Source organism: Acetivibrio sp., from assembly GCF_035371925.1.
GTDB lineage: Bacteria > Bacillota > Clostridia > Acetivibrionales > Acetivibrionaceae > Hungateiclostridium.
Window position 1 is genome coordinate 38,066 of record NZ_DAORXT010000001.1, and the last position, 15,236, is coordinate 53,301.

At 39.0% G+C, this 15,236-nt stretch carries 15 protein-coding genes; 6 read left to right on the forward strand and 9 right to left on the reverse strand.

The window, feature by feature from the left end; genetic code table 11:
• Window positions 1-28 precede the first annotated feature (28 nt).
• From PLH43_RS00160 to rpsB, 8 genes are all read right to left on the reverse strand, one after another.
• Entirely contained in the window at window positions 29-1,174 is a 1,146-nt protein-coding gene (locus PLH43_RS00160) for a 1-deoxy-D-xylulose-5-phosphate reductoisomerase (RefSeq protein WP_324358825.1), read from the reverse strand.
• Window positions 1,175-1,207: 33 nt separating this feature from the next.
• Window positions 1,208-2,041, reverse strand: a complete 834-nt coding sequence (locus PLH43_RS00165) for a phosphatidate cytidylyltransferase (protein ID WP_324358915.1) — start codon at window positions 2,039-2,041, stop codon at window positions 1,208-1,210.
• A gap of 2 nt (window positions 2,042-2,043) precedes the next feature.
• Window positions 2,044-2,802 (reverse strand): isoprenyl transferase, encoded by a 759-nt coding sequence (locus PLH43_RS00170; RefSeq protein ID WP_324358827.1) that lies wholly within the window; start codon window positions 2,800-2,802, stop codon window positions 2,044-2,046.
• 123 nt (window positions 2,803-2,925) lie between these two features.
• The gene (locus tag PLH43_RS00175) at window positions 2,926-3,126 is read right to left on the reverse strand and encodes a hypothetical protein (RefSeq protein ID WP_324358829.1); all 201 of its coding nucleotides are present in this window, start codon (window positions 3,124-3,126) and stop codon (window positions 2,926-2,928) included.
• Window positions 3,127-3,128: 2 nt separating this feature from the next.
• A complete protein-coding gene (gene frr / locus PLH43_RS00180; RefSeq protein WP_324358831.1) occupies window positions 3,129-3,680 on the reverse strand; it encodes a ribosome recycling factor in 552 nt (183 codons plus the stop codon).
• Window positions 3,681-3,699: 19 nt separating this feature from the next.
• Window positions 3,700-4,407: a UMP kinase gene (pyrH, locus tag PLH43_RS00185; protein ID WP_324358832.1), complete on the reverse strand. Its 708-nt coding sequence runs from the start codon at window positions 4,405-4,407 to the stop codon at window positions 3,700-3,702.
• A gap of 133 nt (window positions 4,408-4,540) precedes the next feature.
• Window positions 4,541-5,188, reverse strand: coding sequence for a translation elongation factor Ts (gene tsf / locus PLH43_RS00190; RefSeq protein WP_324358835.1), 648 nt, complete (start codon window positions 5,186-5,188; stop codon window positions 4,541-4,543).
• A gap of 193 nt (window positions 5,189-5,381) precedes the next feature.
• Window positions 5,382-6,140 carry a 30S ribosomal protein S2 gene (gene rpsB / locus PLH43_RS00195; RefSeq protein ID WP_324358837.1) on the reverse strand — a complete coding sequence of 253 codons (759 nt, stop codon included), beginning with the start codon at window positions 6,138-6,140 and terminating at the stop codon, window positions 5,382-5,384.
• 307 nt (window positions 6,141-6,447) lie between these two features.
• On the opposite strand from rpsB, the gene typA reads away from it, so the two are divergent.
• The 6 genes from typA to sigK all read left to right on the forward strand — a co-directional run bounded on the left by typA (window position 6,448) and on the right by sigK (window position 13,993).
• Complete coding sequence (gene typA, locus PLH43_RS00200; protein WP_324358839.1) at window positions 6,448-8,280, forward strand: translational GTPase TypA; 1,833 nt, start codon at window positions 6,448-6,450, stop codon at window positions 8,278-8,280.
• 60 nt (window positions 8,281-8,340) lie between these two features.
• On the forward strand, window positions 8,341-9,462 hold the full coding sequence (mltG, locus tag PLH43_RS00205) for an endolytic transglycosylase MltG (protein WP_324358841.1): 1,122 nt from the start codon (window positions 8,341-8,343) through the stop codon (window positions 9,460-9,462).
• Between the two features lie 87 nt (window positions 9,463-9,549).
• Window positions 9,550-10,188, forward strand: a complete 639-nt coding sequence (locus tag PLH43_RS00210; protein WP_324358843.1) for an O-methyltransferase — start codon at window positions 9,550-9,552, stop codon at window positions 10,186-10,188.
• Between the two features lie 59 nt (window positions 10,189-10,247).
• A complete protein-coding gene (locus PLH43_RS00215) occupies window positions 10,248-11,483 on the forward strand; it encodes a U32 family peptidase (protein ID WP_324358845.1) in 1,236 nt (411 codons plus the stop codon).
• A gap of 64 nt (window positions 11,484-11,547) precedes the next feature.
• Window positions 11,548-13,203, forward strand: a complete 1,656-nt coding sequence (locus PLH43_RS00220; protein WP_324358847.1) for a penicillin-binding transpeptidase domain-containing protein — start codon at window positions 11,548-11,550, stop codon at window positions 13,201-13,203.
• A gap of 79 nt (window positions 13,204-13,282) precedes the next feature.
• Entirely contained in the window at window positions 13,283-13,993 is a 711-nt protein-coding gene (sigK, locus tag PLH43_RS00225) for an RNA polymerase sporulation sigma factor SigK (RefSeq protein WP_324358849.1), read from the forward strand.
• 65 nt (window positions 13,994-14,058) lie between these two features.
• Here sigK and ytvI read toward each other — a convergent pair whose 3' ends face one another.
• Window positions 14,059-15,141, reverse strand: coding sequence for a sporulation integral membrane protein YtvI (gene ytvI, locus PLH43_RS00230; RefSeq protein ID WP_324358851.1), 1,083 nt, complete (start codon window positions 15,139-15,141; stop codon window positions 14,059-14,061).
• Between the last annotated feature and the right edge of the window lie 95 nt (window positions 15,142-15,236).

The following is a 15,236-nucleotide window of genomic DNA, read 5'->3' on the forward strand; positions in this document are numbered from 1 at the left end:
TGTTCTTAAGATAAAATATGCAAAAAACCTAATTAATTATCTCTCTAACCTTTCTCCTTGCCCACAAATCTATATCAATTATATCGTCAATATCAGGATCCGGCTTGATTGAATGTCTTCCCATTACATTTTCTATGATTTTCGGTATATCCAAAAACCTTATTTTCTCATCCAAAAACAATCCCACAGCTTCTTCATTTGCCGCATTGAGCACTGCCGGCATGGTACCTCCCGCTCTTAACGCTTCAAAAGCAAGCTCAAGGCACGGAAATGCCTCAATATCGGGAGCCTCGAAGGTGAGACTTCCGTTCTTGATAATGTCAAGCTTTGAAAAGTTGTTTGGCTTTCTGTCCGGATACGTGAGGGCAAACTGTATGGGGAGCCTCATATCCGGTGATCCCAACTGAGCTATTATAGAGCCGTCTTTGTATTCAACCATTGAATGAATGATGCTCTGAGGATGGACCAAAACTTCAATATCATCTTGCGGTATATCAAAAAGCCAATGGGCCTCAATAACCTCTAAGCCTTTGTTCATCATCGTTGCCGAATCAATGGTTATTTTGCTTCCCATACTCCAGTTTGGGTGCTTTAGAGCCTCCTTAAGCGTGACATTCTCAAGCTGCCCCCTTTTTCTTCCTCTAAAGGGGCCTCCGGATGCAGTCAAAATTATTTTTGACACATCTTCTTTATTATTACCCATTAGACTTTGAAAAATTGCAGAATGTTCACTGTCTACCGGAAGAATCTTAACTTCCATTTTTGCGGCCTCGGACATAACAATATGCCCTGCGGTTACAAGGGTTTCTTTATTTGCCAGTGCTATATTTTTTTTATGCTTTATGGCCTCCATGGTAGGAATAAGACCGGCAATTCCCACAATAGAAGTAACAACAGTTTCCACGCTTTCAATGGAAGCCACGGTTTTGAGCCCGTCAATGCCGCTTTCCACTTTGCAATCGGTATCCGAAAGCCTTTCTCTTAAAACCCTGGCCCTTTCCTCATCCTTTACTGCAACTACCTCGGGATGAAACTCCCTGACTTGTTTTTCAAGTAAATCAATGTTTTTATTTGCCGCCAATCCGTCAACCTTTATATTTAAATTTCTGGCCACATCCAAGGTCTGAACACCTATGGAACCTGTAGAGCCAAGAATCGAGATTCTCTTTACCATATTATCCTCCTTCTGCTTATCCATCCAAAAAAACTAAATAATCTGACTTAAATAAAAGTATATCACAGGAGCAGTGAACAATATACTGTCAAACCTGTCAAGAGCTCCGCCGTGCCCCGGCATAATCGAGCCAAAATCCTTAACCTTTACATATCGCTTAATTGCAGAAGCCGCCCAATCTCCTATCTGGGATATAATGCCGCACAAAATCCCCATAAGCAAGAAGTGGTAATATGGAATAAAATCAATAGATCCGCTTTTATTTAAATACAATCCGTAAAGCAAGGTTGTCAATGCACAGCCTATTACTCCGCCAATTGACCCTTCCACTGTTTTTTTAGGGCTTATGGCTGGCATAAGCTTGTGTTTTCCGAAAAGGAGTCCTGAAAAATATGCCATGGTGTCGGTGGAAAAAGCTCCGATAAATATAAGCCAAACAAAGAAAAAGCCGTTGTTTAAGTTCCGTGTAAGAACTATAAATGACAGCAAAAAGGCTATATAGAAAACACCGAAAAAAGTCAGCGAAATATCCGTAATATTATATTTACTATGTAAAAAAATTATAAAGGAAAATAGAACTACTATCATAATAAAAACAGCAAACATCAATGACTTCAAGGATATCATCCGGTCAAGAAAGGGTATTTGCACTACCTGACTGCAAAGAAGCAAAATACCGGCACACGATATGTAGCCTACCGCCTCGACAGGCCTGTAACCGGCATTCTTCAAAGATTTAAAATACTCATACATAGCAATAACGGAAACAAGAAAAACCGATACCCCAAGAACTATCTGTCCCGAAAATACCACTGCGAATAAAATAATTATTCCTATTAGAGCACTTGCCACTCTGGTTTTCAGCAACTTCATATCCCTCCAAATCTTCTGTTCCTCTTCTGATAATCGGAAATAGCCTCTAAAATATGCTCCTTTTTAAAATCGGGCCAGAGCACATCAGTGTACCAAAGCTCTGTATATGCCGATTGCCATAAAAGAAAATTGCTAAGCCTTTTTTCTCCCCCGGGACGTATCAACAAATCGGGATCCGGTATCGCAGCAGTATATAATCTGTCATTTAAGACTTTCTCATCAATATCACCGGCATTAATTTTTCCCTCGGCAACTTCCTTTGCTATTCTTTTTGCCGCATGCACAATCTCATCCCTGCTGCCGTAATTTAAAGCAATATTCAAAATCAGCCCGCTATTTTTCGAAGTAAGCTTTGTAACCCTGTCAATTTCTTTCTTTATATTATCGTCAAATACACTTATATCGCCTATAACTTGTATTCTGACATTTTTTCCTCCAATATGAGTCTCGGCATTTTTAAGATAGTCTAAAAGAAGACTCATCAAAGCATCCACTTCACTTTTCGGTCTCTTCCAATTCTCCGTCGAAAAAGCATAGACAGTGAGATACTTTATTCCAATCTCTCCGCAAAATGTACTTATTTCCTTAAGAGTTTTAGCACCTTCCCTGTGACCTACAGAGCGCGGAAGAGCTCTTTTTTTTGCCCATCTGCCGTTTCCGTCCATTATAATTGCAATGTGAGCCGGCAATTTAGTATAATCTATATTACTTTTTCTCCGATCCCTTATTTTAAATATATTTTTCAAAAAACTCATTATAACCTCCAAAACCTACTGACAAAAATACTTTTATTATTGGCTATTATTATATTATATATATAAGCATCAGTAAAAGCAATAAATTCCTTTCGCCAGCAAAACTTTAAAACCCCTCCAATGTTAGAGGGGTCTGCAAACAACAAGCTCAATGCCTTCTTCACCTTTATCGATAGCATTTATCACTCTGTAATAATCTTCAATTTCTATAAATTCAGCCTTGGGCGGAGATGTCAACCTGACAGAAGCAATTTTCCCTCCTGCGTCATTTAACATACTTATTGCTTCTTGCAATGTAAAACCGATAACATTTCCGTCCTTCATAACTAAACCTCAAGTATTTCTTTCTCTTTTGCTTCAACTATCTTATCTATTTCCGCAATATATTTGTCAGTAAGGTTCTGGATTTCTTTTTCCGCATTCTTGAGATCATCTTCGGTAATTTCGCCATTCTTTTTCATAGCTTTCATTTTTTCAAGCCCGTCTCTTCTTATAGACCTTACAGCAACTTTGGAATCTTCTCCGTATTTTCTGGCAAGCTTTGTAAGCTCTTTTCTTCTTTCCTCGGTAAGCGGAGGAAATACCAATCTAATAACCTTTCCGTCATTATTCGGATTTATGCCAATATCCGATTTCTGAATCTCCTTTTCAATTTCCTTTAATATCTGGGTATCCCAAGGTTGAATCATTATAACCCTTGGTTCCGGTATTGAAATAGTACCAAGCTGGTTAATCGGTGTGGGCGCGCCGTAATAGTCAACCGTTATCCTATCTAATATCGCTGCATTTGCCCTGCCCGCTCTGACAGTATTAAGCTCATCTTTCAATACACTGATAGTTTTTTTCATTTTTTCTTCAATATTCTTATACTCGTCCATTGACATATTCCTCCTCTATTTACATTACTATTGTACCAATGTTCTCACCCAATACAGCTTTAACAATATTTTCCGGTTTGTTGAGTCCAAAAACTACTATCGGAATATTATTGTCTTTGCAAAGGGAAGCAGCAGTTGAATCCATTACCCCCAGACCTTTATTGAGCACATCCAAAAACGTAAGCCTATCAAACTTCTTTGCGTCAGGGTTTAAATTCGGGTCACTGTCATAAACGCCGTCAACCTTCTTTGCGAGCAATATAACTTCTGCGTCAATTTCAGCTGCACGCAAGGCTGCTGTGGTGTCCGTGGAAAAATAAGGATTTCCTGTTCCGCAAGCGAAAATAACAATTCTTCTCTTTTCCAAGTGCCTTACTGCTTTCCTTCGTATATACGGCTCTGCTATCTGCCTCATTTCTATGGCTGTTTGAACCCTTGTAGGCACTCCCTGGGATTCTAAGGCATCCTGAAGTCCCAATGCATTAATGACAGTTGCCAGCATACCCATATGATCCGCAGTGGTGCGGTCCATTCCTTTTCCGCTTCTGCCTCTCCAAAAGTTCCCACCCCCTACAACAATGGCAATTTCAACTCCCATATTGTAGATCTCTTTTATATTCCTTGAAATCTCATTTATTGTATCGGTATCAAGCCCTTGCTTTTTATCTCCCGCCAGGGCCTCACCGCTTATTTTCAACATAACTCTTTTATACTTTGCTTTTTGCATTAAAGATAATCCTCCGCTCCTAAATGTTATTTTAACACAGAAACCTTCCGATTGGAAACAATATTTTAAAATAACAATAATCCCTAAAAAGGGAACATATAAATACATTATATGTTCCCTTAATATTTGAAAATTAGCCACCTATTTGCTTCATAACTTCCTCTGCAAAGTTCTCTTCCTTCTTCTGTATGCCTTCGCCTCTTTCAAATCTTACAAATCTTCTGATATTAATATTTTCACCTATTAAAGCTATCTTCTCGTTGAGAAGCTGTTGTACAGTCTTATCGGGATCCTTTATAAACGGCTGTTCTAAAAGGCATATTTCCTTATAGAACTTATCTATTCTTCCTTCAACCATTTTCTCGACAATCTTTTCAGGCTTTCCTTCATTTAATGCCTGAGCTCTGAGAATTTCCTTCTCTTTTTCAACCGTTTCCGCAGGAACTTCATCTCTGCTTATGTATTCAGGCTTGCTTGCCGCAATGTGCATTGCAATATCCTTTACAAAGGCTTTGAAATCTTCATTTTTTGCAGCAAAGTCGGTCTCGATATTTACCTCAACCAATACGCCTATTCTGCCGTCACCGTGGATATAAGCGTCAACCAAACCTTCTGCCGCAATTCTTCCGGCTTTTTTCGCCGCTGCTGCCAGTCCTTTTTCTCTTAAAATCTCAATAGCCTTTTCCATATCGCCATTTGCTTCCGAAAGAGCTTTCTTACAATCCATCATACCTGCTCCGGTTCTTTCACGAAGCTCTTTAACCATTTCAGCAGTAATCATTCCGAATTCCTCCAAACAATATTAATTTTTCAAATTGATAAGCTGATTTTTGAATATTATTGTCATTTATGATGTTTTTTAAACCTTAGTGTAAAAACTTAAGAAACATGATACCAAAAGTTTTTACATCTCACATATCACCAAAATAGACCTCCGACTTCAGCCTGATAATCAGCTGAAGTCGGAATGATCATTAAGCTTCTGCAACAGCTTCTTCCTGAGCACTTTCTTCAACCTGCTCTTCAGTAGTGCTTTCAACTGAAAGCTGCTCGCCCTGTCTTCCTTCTATAATAGCATCTGCCATTTTTGATGCAATCAATTTAACAGCTCTGATGGCATCGTCATTTCCAGGAATTACATAATCCACTTCATCAGGATCGCAGTTGGTATCAACGATTGCAACTACAGGAATACCAAGCCTTCTAGCTTCAAGAATGGCAATTCTTTCTTTTCTTGGGTCCACAACAAACAATGCTCCCGGAAGGTCTTTCATTTCTTTGATTCCACCAAGATACTTTTCCAATTTTTCCATTTCTGCCTTAAGCTTTATAACTTCTTTCTTCGGCAGAACGTTGAAAACGCCTTCCTCTTCCATCTTAGTGAGCTCTTTCAACCTGTTTATTCTTCCTTTGATTGTCTTGAAGTTGGTGAGCATTCCACCCAACCATCTTGCATTTACATAGAATTGATCTGCTCTTATGGCTTCTTCCTTTATGGAATCCTGAGCCTGTTTCTTGGTTCCTACAAAAAGAACTCCCTGGCCGTTCATTGCCACTTCTCTTAGAAAATAATAAGCCTCTTCAACTTTTTTCACAGTCTTTTGAAGGTCTATGATATAGATACCGTTCCTTTCTGTGAAAATGTATTCGGCCATTTTAGGGTTCCATCTCCTGGTCTGATGACCGAAGTGAACACCTGCTTCCAGTAATTGTTTCATTGAAATAACTGACATTTAAAACACCTCCATTAGTTTTATACCTCCGCAACCTTCATCTTTATGGGAAACCTTGCGGCACCATCCCACAAATCAAGCTTGCGTGCGTATTTTCCGTTTAGTAGTATAACACATAGTTATTCTTTTATCAATAATAAATAAAATTTTTTGACAAAAATCAATTTTACTAAAAATCATATCCTTCATTTCAGTATTTTTCAGTATTTCTATTTTGTTGACAAGACTCAATACCTATTTTACAATAATATAGTTATAATAATAACATAATAATAACTGAATTTTATAGATTTAGAGGGAGATTTTTGTGGAAAATATTGGTGGAAATATTAGAGAAAACATTAGAAATGTCGCTATAATAGCCCATGTCGATCACGGGAAAACAACACTTGTAGACGCAATGTTAAAACAAAGCGGTATATTCAGAGAAAATGAACAGGTTCAAGAAAGAGTAATGGATTCAAATGATTTGGAGAGAGAAAGAGGAATTACCATTCTGGCAAAAAACACTGCCGTAACTTACAAAAACATCAAAATTAATATTGTGGACACTCCGGGACATGCCGATTTCGGCGGTGAAGTCGAACGGGTGCTTGGAATGGTCGACGGTGTCCTTTTGTTGGTGGACTCTTTTGAAGGCACCATGCCCCAAACAAGATTCGTACTCAAAAAAGCTCTTCAGCTCAATTTAAAACCTATAGTTGTAATAAACAAAATTGACAGGCCTGAAGCAAGACCAAATGAAGTGATTGATGAGGTCCTCGAGTTGTTCATTGAACTTGGAGCGGACGATGAGCAGCTTGATTTCCCAATCGTATATGCTTCTTCAAGAGAAGGCTACGCTATATACAACTTAGGTGACGAACCGAAAAATCTTGAGCCGCTGTTTGAAACCTTGATAAGTCATGTACCCGCTCCCAAAGGTTTTACGGACAAACCGCTTCAGTTTCTAGTATCAAATATAGATTATGATGATTATGTGGGAAGAATAGCAGTGGGAAGAGTCGAAAGGGGCACAATCAAAACGGGACAGCAAGCTGTTTTGTGTAAAAAGGACGGAAGCACTGAAAATGTCAAAATAAGCAGGCTCTATGTATTTAACGGTCTTAAAAGAGTTGAAGCGGAGTCCGCAATGATGGGAGACATTATTGCAGTGTCGGGTATCGGAAATATTAACATCGGTGAAACAGTCTGCGATGTTAACTCACCGGAACCCTTGCCCTTTATTGATATAGACGAGCCCACAATTTCCATGACCTTTAGCGTAAACAACAGTCCTTTTGCCGGACGCGAAGGAAACTTTGTTACTTCAAGGCATTTAAGAGACAGGCTCTTTAGAGAATTGGAAACCAATGTAAGCCTTAGAGTCGAAGAAACCGACTCCCCCGACTCCTTCAAGGTGTCCGGAAGGGGCGAGCTTCACCTTTCAATTTTAATTGAAACCATGAGACGTGAAGGCTATGAATTTCAAGTTTCCAAGCCAAGCGTTATTTACAAGGAAATCGACGGCGAATTGTATGAACCTGTAGAATACCTGATTATTGACGTCCCCGAGGACTTTTTGGGTGTTGTCATGGAAAAGCTGGGAAGCCGAAAGGCTGAAATGGTAAATATGCATTCTGCCCATCAGGGCTATATGAGACTGGAATTTAAAATTCCTTCAAGAGGGCTTATTGGCTACAGGTCGGAATTTTTGACTGATACAAAGGGAAATGGTATAATGAATCATGTCTTCCATGGTTTTGAACCTTTTAAAGGAGAAATACCGAGAAGACAAAGAGGCTCAATGGTTGCATGGGAGGATGGAGAAGCTGTTACCTACGGCCTTTACAATGCCCAGGAAAGAGGTTCCCTGTTCATCTCACCCGGCACAAAGGTGTACGAGGGTATGATCGTAGGGGAAAATTCCAGATCGGAAGACATTGTTATAAACGTCTGCAAAAAGAAACACGTTACCAACATGAGAGCATCCGGTTCCGATGAAGCCCTAAGGCTTACACCTCCTGTAATACTAAGCCTTGAGCAGTGCTTGGAGTTTATCGAAGATGACGAACTGGTGGAAGTTACTCCGAAGAACATTCGATTAAGGAAAAAAATCCTCAATACTGAGCTTCGGGCAAAGTCAAGAAGAAAAGAATAACAATATTAAATATATGGCAATAAGATTTATGTAATAAAAAAATATTGGGTGGTGAGAATAATGAGTGGAAGCAGTACGGCAACATCGAAGAATAAAACAAAAAAGCGCAAAAATAAATATATGTCTTTATTTTTGTACTTTCTTGTCTTCCTTATTATATTTACAATAAGCACCCTGGCTTCTTACACATATTTTGTAAATGAGAAAGAAATCAACTACGAGGAAGTTTTATCAAAAATAGACCCCGAAAACGGTATTCAGGTTGAAATCCCCAGGGGGGCCAATACCGAGGACATTGCAAATATACTTAAAAAAGAAGGAGTAATAAAATATCCTTTTTGGTTTAAGTTCGTTTCCAAATTCAACGGTTATGACGGCCGCTACAAATCGGGAAAACATATTGTTGACAAAGACCTTGAATATAAAGAAATTATGGAGATACTGTGCAGCAACCCTGTTACAACTACTGTCACTATAATTGAGGGCAAAAACACAGATCAAATTGCCGATATTCTAAGCGAAAAAAAGGTCGTGGACAAAGATGCTTTTGTTGAGGCCTGCAATACCGAAAAATTTGACTATGAATTTTTAAAAGATATTCCGGAAAGTCCGGAAAGAAAGAACAGACTTGAAGGATATCTCTTCCCTGACACATACTTCTTTGATCCAAAGTCAGGAGAACGGGCAATAATTGAAAAGTTTTTAGACAACTTCGATGCAAAATTCAAGCCGGAATTTTACGAAAGAGCCAAAGAACTTAATATGACAGTGGACGAAGTAATTATTCTTGCTTCCATAATAGAAAGAGAAACAGCTCTCCCGGAAGAAAGACCAATTGTTTCCAGCGTATTTCACAACAGGCTGAAATCTTCGAATGCTGAGCTGAAAAAACTTCAGTCCTGTGCCACCGTACAATATATTTTATATGAAACTCAGGGAAAAATGAAAGAAAAGTTATCCGATGAGGATACCCAAATAAACCACCCGTACAACACATACCTTCATGAAGGGCTTCCGCCAGGACCCATATGCTGCCCGGGTCTTGCTTCCATAGAAGCGGCGTTGTACCCGGACGAAGAATCGGAGTATCTGTACTTTGTTGCTAAAGGCGACGGAAGTCACCATTTTTCAAAGACTTTGGCCGAGCATTTGGAAGCAGTTAAAAAATACGAAGCAAATTAAGCAATACAATATAAAAACTGTTGTGAGGATTTTAAAAAATCCTCACAATTTTTATAACTTTCATAAAAATACAAGGACTGAATAAAAATGATTTGTTATGAGTATATAAACAACTATATAAGAAAAACAATTAAGAAAAATGACGGGATTTTGGCAGAGCTTGAGGATTTTGCAAAAGAAAATCATGTGCCGATTGTGCATCCTGAAGTGGCATCACTCCTTAGAGTAATCGGTCTTTCTCTAAGGCCCTCCCGCATTTTGGAAGTAGGAACTGCCATAGGTTACTCTGCCATCCTCTTCTCCACCGTTTTAGAGCCGGGAGGAAGAATTGACACCATCGACAGGTACGAACTGATGCTTCAAAGAGCCAGAACCAATGTAAAAAAGGCCGGACTTCAGGATGTCATAAACATAATCGAAGGAGATGCCTTAGAAGTCTTAAAATGCCTTGAGCATAAATATGACATGATATTTTTGGATGCCGCGAAAGGCCAGTATCCGGAGTTCCTGCCCGAATGTCTCAGGCTTCTAAAAAGTGGCGGTCTTCTCATATCCGACAATATCCTGTACAAGGGAATGGTTGCAACGGATGAGCTTGTAGTAAGAAGGAAAAAAACTATTGTAAAGAGGCTACGAAGCTACCTTGAAACCATTTGCAGCATGGATGAACTGGAGACAAGCATTTTGCCTGTTGGCGACGGAGTGGCAATAAGCTACAAAAAATAACCTTATTTTTCATTAATATCTGTTGGCAGAATTTTATCAATATATTGGGAGTGAAGTATATGAAAAAAGTTGAACTGCTTGCGCCAGCCGGAAGCCTTGAAAAATTGAAAATGGCTGTTTTATATGGCGCAGATGCCGTTTACCTGGGCGGTGAGGAATTCAGCCTCAGAGCCTATGCCGAGAATTTTACAATGGATGAGTTAAAAGAAGGAGTGGAATTTGCCCATAATAAAGGGAAAAAAGTATATATAACCATGAACATCTTTCCTCACAATAACGATTTAAAAAGAATTCCGGAATACTTAAAAGAAGTTACGAGCATGGGAGTTGACGCCATAATACTGTCAGACCCCGGAATTTTCTCGATGGTAAAAGAAATGGCCCCGGATATGGAAATACATCTAAGCACCCAGGCCAACAACACCAATTTTATGAGCGCGCGTTTTTGGCACAACCAGGGTGTAAAACGAGTGATACTCGCAAGAGAGCTGTCCTTAGATGAGATTCGGGAAATAAGAAAAAATACTCCCGATTCTTTGGAACTTGAAGTTTTTGTCCACGGAGCCATGTGCATCTCCTACTCCGGAAGGTGTCTTCTTAGCAATTACATGGCCGGCAGAGATTCCAACAGGGGACTTTGTGCTCACCCCTGCAGATGGAAATACTACTTGATGGAGGAAAAAAGGCCCGGCGAATACTACCCGGTATATGAAAATGAAAGAGGTACATTCATTTTCAATTCCAGGGACCTTTGCATGATTGAGCATATACCGGAATTAATTGAGGCCGGTGTCACCAGTCTCAAAATTGAGGGACGCATGAAAAGCTCCTTTTATGTCGCAACCGTTGTAAAAGCATATCGCGAAGCTTTAGATGCCTATTATGAGGACAAAGAAAACTACAAATTCCATCCGAAGCTTTTAGAAGAAGTTTGCAAAGTAAGCCACAGGGAATTTACCACAGGCTTTTTCTTCAACAAGCCCGGGCCGAAGGACCAGATTTACACCACCAGTTCATATATAAGAGAGTATGACTTTATAGGAGTTGTTCAAAAATACGACAAGACTACAAAAATAGCAACAATAGAGCAAAGAAACCGTATGTACAAGGGTGAAGAAATTGAAGTGGTAAACCCCGAAGGAGACTTCTTTGTTCAGAAAATCGAATGGATGAAAAACGCCGACGGTGAAGACATAGACGTTGCCCCCCACCCTCAAATGACTGTATACATGCCTATGAAAGAGGATGTACAGGAATACACAATGCTTCGGCGAAAAAGCAGCTCTGATAAATAAGGTATAAAGCCCCCTCTATTTGGAAAAATTAATTAATAATACTAATAATACAAGGGGGCATACTATGATAACCAAACGCAATAAAATTATTCTGGCAGTGTTTAGTATCTCAATCCTACTGCTTGTATTAAGAGTGGTATATATACAACTGTTCATAGGCGAAAAGCTTTTCATACAGGCAACAGCACAAAAAATATCCGCAGTTCCCATTGAAGTGCCGAGAGGAAACATACTTGACAGAAATTTTATTCCTCTTACCAACAGAAAAAAGAAGGTGGATGCGGTAATACAGCCGCTTTATCTTAAGGACAACTACAGTGATCTTCAAAAGATATCAAACATCCTTAAGCTCAATTTCGATGAAATTCGAAGACAGATTGAAATTAAAAAAGAACCCATAAAAATCAGTATTGACGAAAACGAAAAAGAGCTTCTAATTAAAGAAAAAGTTCAAGGAATATCTTTTATACACTCCCTTGAAAGATATGATGACAGCACACCTGCCAAGCATGTTCTAGGATACCTGAACAAAATTGACATGACCGGACAAACAGGCATAGAAAAAGCTTATGAAGACTATCTAAAAAAAGACTCCAAAATCAGTGTGGCTGTTATAACCGATGCAAAACCCAACCCTATAAAAGGTCTGGGTTATAGATTTATAAACTCCGGCGAAAACACCGAAATGCTCAATGTAAAACTAACCATTGATTACAACATCCAAAAAACAGCGGAAGAAGTCATGGACAGGTATAATCTCAAAGGTGCTGTCGTAATAGAAGAAGTCAGTTCCGGCGATATTGTTGCAATGGTAAGCAAACCCGATTACAACCCCAATGAAATCGAAAAATATCTAGAGAGCCCGGACAATGAGTTGTTTAATAGAGCTGTGGCATCCTACAATCTTGGCTCCATATTTAAAATTATTGACTTGGCAAGCACCTACAGCCAAAATATTGATCCCTCAATGTATTACTTCTGCCCGGGGTATGTGATTTTGGGAGACAAGGAATTCAGATGCTCTGCTTATGGAAGGGGCGGACACGGATTAATTGACCTTCACGAAGCCTTTGCATCTTCGTGTAACCCTTATTTTATCGAGCTGGGCATAAAAATAGGTCCAAAAAGCATAATAGAGACTGCAAACAAGTTTGGTTTCGGCAAGGTTACCGGCATTGACGCTCAAGGAGTTGAAGAATCGGCCGGAAATCTTCCCTCCCCCGACAGTTTCACTTACGGAGATACCGCCAATATTTCCATAGGTCAAGGGGATGTCCTGGCAACTCCCCTCCAGGTTGCAGACATGGTTGCCACTATTGCCAACGGAGGAATCAAGAACAATGTAAACATAGTTGATTCAATAGTTGACAGCAAAGGAAATACTGTAAAGGTCATAAGGAAAAATAAAGGCCAAAGAATTATCGGCAAAGAAGTATGCGATAAAATAAAGCAGCTTATGGAGGAGGTTACAGTAAGCGGTACCGGAAGCAGAGCAAATTTGAGTGAATATGGCGGTGCCGGCGGAAAGACCGGAAGTGCCGAAACCGGTCAATATATTAATGGCCAAAAAGTGGTTCATGCTTGGTTTGCCGGCTATTTTCCCAGGCTTGACCCGAAATATTCGGTCGCAGTGTTTATTGAAGACGGAAAAAGCGGTGGAACAATAGCTGCACCCATCTTTGAAGAAATTGCCAAAACCATCTTGAAAAAAGGCTTTTGATTTTATTGTTGTACTGGCACCTCAAATACTCTTCCTACATATAATTATAGGGTAGCCAATTCATTGGAGGTGCCCTATTTTGCTATATATATTAATTTCCTCGTTTATTGAAATGCTAAATAGTATATTCTTCCTTTCGGGCTATATATCCAATATCAATTCTTTTCCCCAACCTTTAAGTCCTGAGGAAGAACAGTATTATTTAAATCTCTTAAAAAAAGGTGACGAAGAAGCACGGAACATACTTATAGAAAGAAATTTAAGACTTGTTGCCCACATCGTAAAAAAATACAACTCTACCATAAGTGACAGCGACGATTTAATTTCAATCGGAACCATAGGATTAATAAAAGCCATTTCCACATTCAAGCCTGAAAAAGGCACAAGACTTGTAACTTATGCAGCACGATGCATTGAAAACGAAATTTTAATGCATATTCGCTCCACCAAAAAGAACCAAAGCGAAGTTTCCCTCCAAGACCCCATAGGCGTTGACAGGGATGGAAATGAAATAGCTCTCATTGACGTTATCGGCAATGAATCGGAATCGGTAGTTGAAGAAGTAGAACTTAAGATGCAGGTCAAACGCCTCTACAACAAAATGAAAGATGTACTAAAATCCCGGGAGAAAATGGTCTTAGAGCTGCGTTACGGACTCTTAAACGGCTCAAGCAAAACCCAGAGGGAAATAGCCAAAATGTTGGGAATTTCAAGGTCCTATGTATCAAGAATTGAAAAAAAAGCAATAAAGAAATTGGGAAAAGAGCTGAAATCAGAAAGCTGTAAGTAACAATTATTGGCTTTCTGACTTCTTTGTCTTTTGCAAAGCATCCATATGCTCCACAACTTAGTTTTTTATTTTTTTGTAAAATCGCTTATCAGCTCTTTTAGGCTCCTTTGTTTTATCATTCCCAAAATGACGTTTTTAAAAACCAATACCGTAATAGGGCCTAAAATAAGCCCAAAGAAACCAAAGAACCGCATCCCGAGATACATTGACATCAGCGTTACCAAAGGGTGGAGTCCTATCTGCTGTCCGACTATCTTCGGCTCTATCATCTGCCTTATAACAAGTACGATGGCATACAAAATCAGTAGCGAGACTCCCATCCTGATGTCCTTGGTTAAAAACTCATATATTGCCCAAGGAACAAGTACTCCGCCTGTACCAAGTACCGGAAAGGCATCAATAAAGCTGATAACCAACCCCAGAAGAATAGGGCGTTTAATTCCAATTATTGTAAACCCAAGAGAAAGCTCACAAAAAGTTATTACCATCAATATCATCTGCGCTTTAATATATCCGAACAAAGCAGCAAACATATTGTCTTTTATATCTATTACCTTATTTAAAAATTCTTGGGGCACATTGCGTTTGATATAGTCATAAATTCCGTCCCTATCACTGGCAATAAAGTAGGTTGATAAAATTGTCACAAGCACAAATATTACCATCTGAGGTATGGATACCGCAGTATTGTAAATCCCCTTCACAAAAGAATCCACCACGCCGGTAACGGAATGGGAAAGATTCGAAACCATATTTGAAATTTGCGCGGTAACCTCACTGGGAAGACCAAAATAAATGTTCAATCCCTTGTTTATCAAATTCGATATATTTTGATATGTTTCTTTCCAAAACTGCGGCTGAGAGTTTGAAAGGCTTGCTATTTCATTATAAAGTTTGGATATTAGCAAAAGAAGCAGTATAGCTATAACCATTAAGCCCAAAAGCAATGACACCAATGCGGCAAATTTTCTTCTAAACTTCAATTTTTTCATAAGAAAACAGATTACAGGCTCTATCAATGAAGATATGGCAAATGCAATAAGAAATGGCGCCAAATAAATTGCAAGCCTAAATCCTAGCAATAAACCCACAACTGTTCCCCCAAAAATAAGAACAAGCTTTATTACAAGTTTTATTCTTTTATCCATAGTACCCTTCCCATTTGAAAAAAGTTTAATAAAGAGTTTTATTATCTGAAAGAGATAACATTCTTTTGATTATATAATATTAGACCCTTTGATAT

Coding starts and splice junctions, on each gene's coding strand:
- PLH43_RS00160 (WP_324358825.1), bottom strand. CDS start 1,174: ATGGTAAAGAGAATCTCGATTCTTGGCTCTACAGGTTCCATAGGTGTT.
- PLH43_RS00170 (WP_324358827.1), bottom strand. CDS start 2,802: ATGAGTTTTTTGAAAAATATATTTAAAATAAGGGATCGGAGAAAAAGT.
- PLH43_RS00175 (WP_324358829.1), bottom strand. CDS start 3,126: ATGAAGGACGGAAATGTTATCGGTTTTACATTGCAAGAAGCAATAAGT.
- frr (WP_324358831.1), bottom strand. CDS start 3,680: ATGGACGAGTATAAGAATATTGAAGAAAAAATGAAAAAAACTATCAGT.
- pyrH (WP_324358832.1), bottom strand. CDS start 4,407: ATGCAAAAAGCAAAGTATAAAAGAGTTATGTTGAAAATAAGCGGTGAG.
- tsf (WP_324358835.1), bottom strand. CDS start 5,188: ATGATTACTGCTGAAATGGTTAAAGAGCTTCGTGAAAGAACCGGAGCA.
- rpsB (WP_324358837.1), bottom strand. CDS start 6,140: ATGTCAGTTATTTCAATGAAACAATTACTGGAAGCAGGTGTTCACTTC.
- mltG (WP_324358841.1), top strand. CDS start 8,341: ATGAGTGGAAGCAGTACGGCAACATCGAAGAATAAAACAAAAAAGCGC.
- PLH43_RS00210 (WP_324358843.1), top strand. CDS start 9,550: ATGATTTGTTATGAGTATATAAACAACTATATAAGAAAAACAATTAAG.
- PLH43_RS00215 (WP_324358845.1), top strand. CDS start 10,248: ATGAAAAAAGTTGAACTGCTTGCGCCAGCCGGAAGCCTTGAAAAATTG.
- PLH43_RS00220 (WP_324358847.1), top strand. CDS start 11,548: ATGATAACCAAACGCAATAAAATTATTCTGGCAGTGTTTAGTATCTCA.
- ytvI (WP_324358851.1), bottom strand. CDS start 15,141: ATGGATAAAAGAATAAAACTTGTAATAAAGCTTGTTCTTATTTTTGGG.